Here is a 7,013-nt window from a genome sequence, read left to right as displayed (position 1 = left end):
GGTCATGGACGTGAATTCGCACTGCAGCCCCAGCGGGATCAACGTGATCCGACCAACGATCGGCTGTCCGGGGTCTACGCTCTCGCGAGACGCCGGGAGCGCGTCCACAAGGCACGAATAGCTTGGATCTCGGACCGCGTAAATCGCCGCAGCTGGCGGCAATGCCATGAAGATGGCCATCCCACACAACGCGGTAGCCGCCCATCCCCTCGTTCCCATTTGGCCATGCAACCACATCCCATTGCGCACGCCGGGACTTTCTCCTCAAGTCGCGGGACGCGACCGCACAGGGTTGGGTTTGTGAGCCGACGTGCAGGTGTCTCAGTAGGGTGGGGTCATGGTCAACGCTGCACATATCTTCCCGGTCGTTCCTGCAGATTTGATTGACACGCTCAACGCATGGGAACCCCTCGGGTATAACCAGGGCGCGCTTCGCGACGAGTACGTCGCCTTCGTCGGTGCCTCTCCGGGGTCTGCACTGGATCGCGACGGGGGTGCGGAGCACGTGACTGCAAGTTGTTTTGTCTTCACCCCTGATCTGGACCAGGTCCTGCTCTGCTTCCATAAGAAGGGTCGATTCTGGGTTCAGCTCGGCGGTCACGTCGAGGCAACGGACACATCAGTTGCCTCGGCAGCCCTCCGCGAAGCCCGTGAGGAAGGTGGCATCAACGACATCCGCCCGGTCGGCGCCATCCTCGATGTCGACCGGCACGCCCTGGGTGCAGGCTTTACACGGTGCAGCGTTCATTGGGACATCGGCTTCGGCGCAATCGCGAGGACAGACCTGGCCCCGTCCACCAGCGCTGAGAGCGAGGATGTCGCTTGGTGGCCAGTAACAGAACTGCCCGACAACGTGCCTGTGAACTTTGGGCACCGCATACAAAGGATTCTTGACGAAATCAGACACCAAAGTGATGTCGACTAGCCCATACCCGCCCGCGGCGGTTAACTCTTCCCCTGGACTTCACCGTGCTCGGAGTCGCGCTCAAATCTCTGCGGCAAACATCGTCTACTGGCTGATCGGAAGAAACTGCCGCTACTCACCGAATAGACGATCGAGGGGACAGAAGAACATCTCCCGCTGAGGGTTCGTCTTACGAGCTGCTCCGGATGTTCCCTCCTGGCCAAGCAATCGACGGCGTATTTCCCCGAACGACCTCGCGGTCGTAGGCTCGCGCTAAGTAGGGCACTCAGGTGTCCGCGAATCGAGGGGTGGTCGACATGGAATTCAGTGCTCTTTTTTGGTGGAACTTCTGGGTGGTAGTCCAGATTCTCGTTGTGGTTGGGGTCGTCGTGGCTCTGGGGCTTTTCATCCGCTGGGGGCGGCGCAAGAGCGCCAATCTGGAGGCAAGCCAACCCGCGGAAGGTCACGGGCCCGCTGCCGGTAAGTAGCGGGTGCAAGTCCCCTGCAGGAGGTTCCGGTGCGCATCTTCACTGGGGCCCTATCTTGAAGTATCCAAACGAACGGAACCGTCATGGACAGTCCAGCCGCACTTGCAGTCGCTCTCGCATCCGTCGTCGCCGTCCTCTACATCGCTGCTATCGCGTACGCCATCGTCCAGATTGCGCGAACCCGCGACCTGTCCGAGGTGGAGAAGGCCCTCTGGATGATCGCCGTCGTATTCGCGCCTCTGCTCGGCGCGCTCGTTTGGTACCTCGCCGGACCACACCCGTTCGGCCTTCGACTCACACACAAGGTTCGATAGACCTCGACCTTCATTTCCCTTCGCGGAGAGGGTTCTCCTAAGGACCCGGCTTGCGGGCGTCCGCGTGGACTGATTCTTGTCCTCGGCGTGGTCACGCTGATTGACTACTGGCATGGGAAACTTCGAGCTGAAGCGGGGCAAGGGCCACTCCAATGTCCCGCAGCGAAGCGATGTACCGCGTGCGCCTCTCCCGAACGATGAGCGCAAGAAATTGTTGTCGAGTCTCGTCTGGCAGGAACGCGCCCAAGTGGCGCTGGAGAGTGACCTCTCAATGGACGACCTGGCCGCACTCGTCCGCGACGAGGAGGTGACAGTGCGCCAGCTGACGTACGACCTCCACCGAGACATTTCTCCAGTGCTGCTAAACGAAGTCCTGGCCCTGTATCCCGATGACGCGCCACGGATGGCGTATCAAGTACATGCGCCGTTGGCCGCATTGCGATTGAAGCGGTTCAACTTCGCGTCACGCGACGATATCGAGAGATACCTTGCAGGAATCGGGGCCGATGAGGCCACGTCGCGGGCTTTTCTTTCGATCGTCAAGTCCCCGGAAACTGGGCTCCTCACGCTGGATGAGTTGATGGGAACCGTTTCCCACTGACGGAGGGTGACGCCTCGGCATTTTCATGTCCGAATCGACGGAGACCTGATCGTCCACGAAGAACAGCCCGGTTAGCGTTCCTCTTGCGTTGCTGTGCGCCTACCGCGGCGGATCGCGACGCTGTGCAAGCATTCCGTATGAAGATCACCATGCGGCAGGCCACCTCCACCGATCACTCCTGGCTATTCGATCTTCACGAGAGCGCGCATCGCGCCCTCGTTGAACAGGCCTACGGGCCCTGGGATCACGAGCAACAGATCGGATTCTTTGCCTCGCTCGTCAGCGAACACGACATCCGAATCCTTGAAACGGACGGCAAGAGCGTCGGCGCTGTATATCTCGGCACCAGGGATCAAGACACTTGGCTGGAACTCATCGAAGTGGCGCCCAGCGCGCAAAACCAGGGCGTTGGATCAGCGGCGCTAGGACTAGTCGCTCATCAAGCGTCCAGCCAGGGGCACGGTACTTTGCTGCAGGTCCACCGGGTGAACCGAGACGCGAAGCGACTCTATGAGCGCGAAGGATTCACCCCCTTCGGAGAGACAGCGACACACTTTCTCCTGCGCCGCCCGTAGCGCTCGGAGGCTCCGCTTTTCAAAGGTTCAGATAAGGCCAGACCCGGAGCCCGCGCCGGTCTGTTGACTGCCGTCCAGACGACCAAGTCTGCACGGTAAGGGTTCCTCATGCGTCACCCTTGACGCGCCGTAGCAGGTGGGTGGTACAGTCAGCTGTATCAATCGAATGATACGGCTCGAGGAGTGGAAATGCTCGCAGTGACGATAGCTCCAATTGGCGGGCTTGTCCTTGCCGTGTTGTGGGTCGGCCTTCGCCCCCCGAGAGGCGCGGCTGGCTCGCCTTGGAAGGTACGCGGTTTCACTCTGGTCGGCGTCGGTATCGCACTTTTCGGTGCTCTGATCGTCGAGTTGAGCGGGAATACCGCTTACTCAGCAGTGACTTCTCCTTTGCCGCTGACTTGGGTACCAGGCGATTGGCGGTACGTGGTTCCGCTCATCTCCGGTCTCGCGGGCGTTCTCGTGTTGATGCTGCCGTTGCTCGGCCGCCGGTCGAGAGGGTCTGCGCAGCTCGCGCGGCGGACTGCCTTCAGCTTCGCGGGAGGCAGGTGGCCCGTCTTCGCCGGCGCACTCATGGGGATAGTCGTCATACTCAGTGTTGCGGCCGGATTTGCATCTAGCCCGGACGATGTCGGCCGTTACCGCATGTTCGCGATGGATTCTGGTGCGGCTGAGATTCGCATCCTGATTTATGGCTGGTACTACTCACTCCCGAGCCTTATCGCCATTGCGCTGTTTGCTGGAGCCGCGGCATTCACGCTGAGAGTGATCGCTCATCCGCCGCTGGCTGCCGACACGCACCACGACACCGCAATTCGGAGGGAACGAACGCGGAACGTGATGGGTGTCTTTGCCGGGGGTCTTCTCGTGCATCTTGGCGCTGTACTGACCTTCCTTGCCTATACCGGGACAAGCAATGTCGGAGTATTTCAGGGCGAGGACATCATCCCGATCATCGCGCCGTTTGCTGCGTTCGGCCCGCTGCTCTGGATGCTAGGCGGGGCGGTATCTGTGCTCGGCTTCGCTTGCTGGTTCGAGATCGCGCTCAGCAGTGTGCGGCGTCCCGCGCGTAGACGAGTGAGCGTCTCCTGACATGGAGATCGAACTCCGGGGGTCGACGCCACCCGCTGATCAGATCCGCGAACAGATCAGTGGATTGATAGCGGCAGGGCGAATGGGCGCCAGCGAAAAGCTTCCTTCCGTGCGGCAACTCGCACGTGACCTCGGCGTCGCACCAGGGACCGTTGCCAAGGCATATCGGGCGCTGGAAACGGATGGTTACGTTGAAGCACGTGCGGGTGGCAGCACACGCGTCAGCGCGAAGGCCAGTCCCACTCCTCGACCCGTAATCGAAGCGGCTCGTCACCTATCAGTCATCAGCACGTCTGAGGGTGTTTCCCTGGATGAAGCCATTCGCCTGCTGCGGGTGGTCTGGCCAAACTAGCAACTCCAGCGGCGTTCAATCCCAAAGACGACCGACAACGCATTCCTCACACTGGACGCACTGATGCAAACCATCTCCCGCTGAGGGTTCGCCTTGCAGGACAGTCCGTCCTACAACGCGAACTCGACCGCTAGCTACTGCCTCGGTGTTGGCGCTGGATGGTTCGATAGATGGTGGAGCGGGCAACGTTGAAGAGTTCAGCAAGCTCGGCCGTTGTGCGGGTACCAGCGTTGTAGACCTCCATCAAGTGCTTCTGTTGCGCCGGGGACAGCTTTGGTGGTTTTCCGCGCAACCGGCCATTTGCTTTCGCCACTTGCATGCCCTCTTTCGTTCGAGCACGGATGAGATCTGACTCGAATTCCGCGACCATGGCGAGGACGTTGATGAGGAGCCGGCCGACTGGATCATTCGGATCATGCACGGAGCCGCCGATGCTGAGCTTCACTCCCCTGGCGGTCAGCTCATCGACGATGTCTTTCGCATCCCGGAGCGACCTGACCAGACGATCGAGTTTGGCCACCACGAGTGTGTCCCCGCTCCTGCAGGCAGCTAGCGCTTCTCGTAATCCCGGCCTCGCACGGTTGGTTCCCGTCAAGCCATGATCGGTGTAGATCAGATTCGATCTAACGCCCAGTCGTTCCAAGGCGTTTTGTTGGGCGGTATGGTCTTGCTCATTTGTGGATACGCGCGCGTACCCGATCAGTAGTTCATCCATGACGGCACACTTCACCTCGACCTACAGGGCCGTCAACGGTTCTCCATTGAGATCGGGACTGGTATGCTTTTACTACTTAGTAAAAGGTGGTGATTGGCATGACAGCAGGTGTTCTTGCTCGTTCCGCCAGGGCTGCGAGCGGACTCACGCAAAGCCAGCTCGCGATTCGCTCAGGGATCGCCGGCTCGTCGCTCTCCCTGATTGAACACGGCAAGCGCGAACCGACGGTCGCCACACTCGAGGCACTGTTGCGAGCGACCCGCCACACGATTGTCACAGTCCCGACGGTACGCAGCGATGCTGCCCGCATCGCCGCGGAGATCGGCGACGCAATCAATAGATCAGATGAAGTCTCGGCGTTCCGGCGATTCCTCCAACTCGCCGACAACCTCGCTTCAGAACGCGGAGCCACCCGAGTCGGACTCGCGTTGAGCGAGCCGTCCCCCACCGGGTCCGAGCGATGGGACGCCGCGATCGCCGCGATTTGCGAATACCGGCTCAAAGCAGACGCCCTGCCCGTTCCGGATTGGGTCACCAGGCAAATTGGACACCCTGACGGCCCCTGGGCACCGCGCACAAGCGACTACGACATCCCGGCAGACCCGACGCGAGTACCCGTCGAGTTCCTCCGCCGCGGCATCCTGATTGAAGCCGAAACCCTGGAAAGCGTCTAATGCCAGGAGATCAACTCGACCGCGACGACCTTATCCGCGGCATCAACGCGGTTATCGCCAAACTCCGCGCGGCCGGCCAGCCTGCAGGCATCCGAATCGCTGGAGGAGCTGCACTCGCTCTTCGGTACTTCGACCGCCGCACAACCGCAGATGTCGATGCGCACCTGCAGCCAGAGCAACCTATCTTGAAGGCAGCAGTTGAAGTCGCCAACGAGAACGGCTGGCCGCAGGACTGGCTCAACAGCAACGCCACAATGTTTCTACCGTCCTACGGGGCTGACCTTGGCTGGGAGGTCCTCTACGCGAACGAGGACATCACGGTGGAAGTGGCCTCGCCCCGGGCACTGCTCGCTATGAAGCTCAACGCATCACGCCCGGGGCGCGACGTGCAGGACATCGCCAACCTGCTCGCGATCTGCGATGTTCGTGAACTCAGTGCGGCCGAGGAATTGCTGAATGACTTCTTCCCGGGAGACGGGCTCCCAGACAAAGCACTGCGCCTCCTCGAACCCATCTTCAAGCAGGGGATCCCCGCAGTCCCAGCATCGCCGCCCCCTCCCCTCCTAGGTACGCGCACCTCACATCGAGCACCTCAACAACAGTCGGGTCCCGCAGAATAGGGGAGCTCCGCGGTTCCCAAATGGCCTTCAGCTGCCAACGCCGACTCGAAGCCATGGCGGCCAATTCTGTGCCCCACGAGGGTCCCCCTTGCGGGCAAATTTTTGTCCAGCTTTCACGAACCACGGGCCAGCGTAATTCCCCGTTACTCTGAGCCCATGAAGAGCAAACCGGATGAACCGGCTATGGCGCGAGCTTCGTTGCGCTGGACGCTGCCGGCTGCCGTGATCGCCGTCGTCTCTATTCTGTTGATCTGGGTAGCCCAATCGCTACCCACTATTTGCCCCGCGATTTACCCCGCTCCGGCAAGCTGCGCTCCTGATGCACGCTCGGGTCCCGCACTTCTTGGCAGCGCCCTCCTCGTTGCCCTGTTTGTGGCGCTGCTGGTCACCGGCGCGGTACTTCAACCCAGACGCCGCGAAAAAGCATTGCGGGTCCTTTTGATCGTGCTTGTCGTGGCTGCCGTCGTCGCGCCTCTATGGACTCTCACCCGTTCCGGCTTCGCACTCGGTTAGCGTTCGAGCTTCGTTTCGCGGTCCGTGGGCGCACCCAGCCCTAGTCCGTTTCGCTAGCACTCTCCCGGCGTCTCTCTGCATCCAGAAGGACTCGCCGACGGCTACTCCCCTGGACCAGCACCAAGCCAGCCGCGAGAACGGAAGCAGCTGAAGTGGCGAGCATAACGG

10 protein-coding genes are annotated in these 7,013 nt (G+C 61.0%); 9 read left to right on the top strand and 1 reads right to left on the bottom strand.

Annotated elements, in window-relative coordinates; all coding sequences use genetic code 11:
* Nucleotides 1–337 precede the first annotated feature (337 nt).
* From E3T49_RS15735 to E3T49_RS15710, 6 genes are all read left to right on the top strand, one after another.
* Complete coding sequence (locus E3T49_RS15735; RefSeq protein WP_134425863.1) at nucleotides 338–925, top strand: NUDIX hydrolase; 588 nt, start codon at nucleotides 338–340, stop codon at nucleotides 923–925.
* A gap of 550 nt (nucleotides 926–1,475) precedes the next feature.
* The gene (locus E3T49_RS15730) at nucleotides 1,476–1,706 is read left to right on the top strand and encodes a PLDc N-terminal domain-containing protein (RefSeq protein ID WP_134425862.1); all 231 of its coding nucleotides are present in this window, start codon (nucleotides 1,476–1,478) and stop codon (nucleotides 1,704–1,706) included.
* Between the two features lie 112 nt (nucleotides 1,707–1,818).
* Nucleotides 1,819–2,307 carry a hypothetical protein gene (locus E3T49_RS15725; RefSeq protein ID WP_134425861.1) on the top strand — a complete coding sequence of 163 codons (489 nt, stop codon included), beginning with the start codon at nucleotides 1,819–1,821 and terminating at the stop codon, nucleotides 2,305–2,307.
* 137 nt (nucleotides 2,308–2,444) lie between these two features.
* Complete coding sequence (locus E3T49_RS15720) at nucleotides 2,445–2,882, top strand: GNAT family N-acetyltransferase (RefSeq protein WP_134425860.1); 438 nt, start codon at nucleotides 2,445–2,447, stop codon at nucleotides 2,880–2,882.
* A 189-nt stretch (nucleotides 2,883–3,071) separates the two neighbouring features.
* The gene (locus tag E3T49_RS15715; protein WP_134425859.1) at nucleotides 3,072–3,971 is read left to right on the top strand and encodes a hypothetical protein; all 900 of its coding nucleotides are present in this window, start codon (nucleotides 3,072–3,074) and stop codon (nucleotides 3,969–3,971) included.
* 1 nt (nucleotide 3,972) lies between these two features.
* Entirely contained in the window at nucleotides 3,973–4,323 is a 351-nt protein-coding gene (locus E3T49_RS15710; protein WP_134415634.1) for a GntR family transcriptional regulator, read from the top strand.
* A 130-nt stretch (nucleotides 4,324–4,453) separates the two neighbouring features.
* On the opposite strand, the gene E3T49_RS15705 is transcribed toward E3T49_RS15710, so the two are convergent.
* Nucleotides 4,454–5,038 carry a recombinase family protein gene (locus E3T49_RS15705; RefSeq protein ID WP_134425858.1) on the bottom strand — a complete coding sequence of 195 codons (585 nt, stop codon included), beginning with the start codon at nucleotides 5,036–5,038 and terminating at the stop codon, nucleotides 4,454–4,456.
* 98 nt (nucleotides 5,039–5,136) lie between these two features.
* Here E3T49_RS15705 and E3T49_RS15700 point away from each other — a divergent pair, with 98 nt between their 5' ends.
* The 3 genes from E3T49_RS15700 (at nucleotide 5,137) to E3T49_RS15690 (ending at nucleotide 6,845) form a co-directional block, all read left to right on the top strand.
* Entirely contained in the window at nucleotides 5,137–5,712 is a 576-nt protein-coding gene (locus tag E3T49_RS15700) for a helix-turn-helix domain-containing protein (RefSeq protein ID WP_134425857.1), read from the top strand.
* Nucleotides 5,712–6,332, top strand: a complete 621-nt coding sequence (locus E3T49_RS15695; RefSeq protein WP_134425856.1) for a DUF6036 family nucleotidyltransferase — start codon at nucleotides 5,712–5,714, stop codon at nucleotides 6,330–6,332. The genes E3T49_RS15700 and E3T49_RS15695 overlap by 1 nt, the downstream gene beginning before the upstream one ends.
* A 156-nt stretch (nucleotides 6,333–6,488) precedes the next feature.
* The gene (locus E3T49_RS15690) at nucleotides 6,489–6,845 is read left to right on the top strand and encodes a hypothetical protein (RefSeq protein WP_134425855.1); all 357 of its coding nucleotides are present in this window, start codon (nucleotides 6,489–6,491) and stop codon (nucleotides 6,843–6,845) included.
* Nucleotides 6,846–7,013: the final 168 nt, after the last annotated feature.

It is taken from the genome of Cryobacterium cryoconiti (assembly GCF_004403065.1).
GTDB classification, from domain to species: Bacteria; Actinomycetota; Actinomycetes; order Actinomycetales; family Microbacteriaceae; genus Cryobacterium; species Cryobacterium cryoconiti.
This window is presented reverse-complemented; position numbering and strand designations above follow the sequence as displayed.

Coding starts and splice junctions, on each gene's coding strand:
- E3T49_RS15735 (WP_134425863.1), top strand. CDS start 338: ATGGTCAACGCTGCACATATCTTCCCGGTCGTTCCTGCAGATTTGATT.
- E3T49_RS15730 (WP_134425862.1), top strand. CDS start 1,476: ATGGACAGTCCAGCCGCACTTGCAGTCGCTCTCGCATCCGTCGTCGCC.
- E3T49_RS15725 (WP_134425861.1), top strand. CDS start 1,819: ATGGGAAACTTCGAGCTGAAGCGGGGCAAGGGCCACTCCAATGTCCCG.
- E3T49_RS15720 (WP_134425860.1), top strand. CDS start 2,445: ATGAAGATCACCATGCGGCAGGCCACCTCCACCGATCACTCCTGGCTA.
- E3T49_RS15715 (WP_134425859.1), top strand. CDS start 3,072: ATGCTCGCAGTGACGATAGCTCCAATTGGCGGGCTTGTCCTTGCCGTG.
- E3T49_RS15710 (WP_134415634.1), top strand. CDS start 3,973: ATGGAGATCGAACTCCGGGGGTCGACGCCACCCGCTGATCAGATCCGC.
- E3T49_RS15705 (WP_134425858.1), bottom strand. CDS start 5,038: ATGGATGAACTACTGATCGGGTACGCGCGCGTATCCACAAATGAGCAA.
- E3T49_RS15700 (WP_134425857.1), top strand. CDS start 5,137: ATGACAGCAGGTGTTCTTGCTCGTTCCGCCAGGGCTGCGAGCGGACTC.
- E3T49_RS15695 (WP_134425856.1), top strand. CDS start 5,712: ATGCCAGGAGATCAACTCGACCGCGACGACCTTATCCGCGGCATCAAC.
- E3T49_RS15690 (WP_134425855.1), top strand. CDS start 6,489: ATGAAGAGCAAACCGGATGAACCGGCTATGGCGCGAGCTTCGTTGCGC.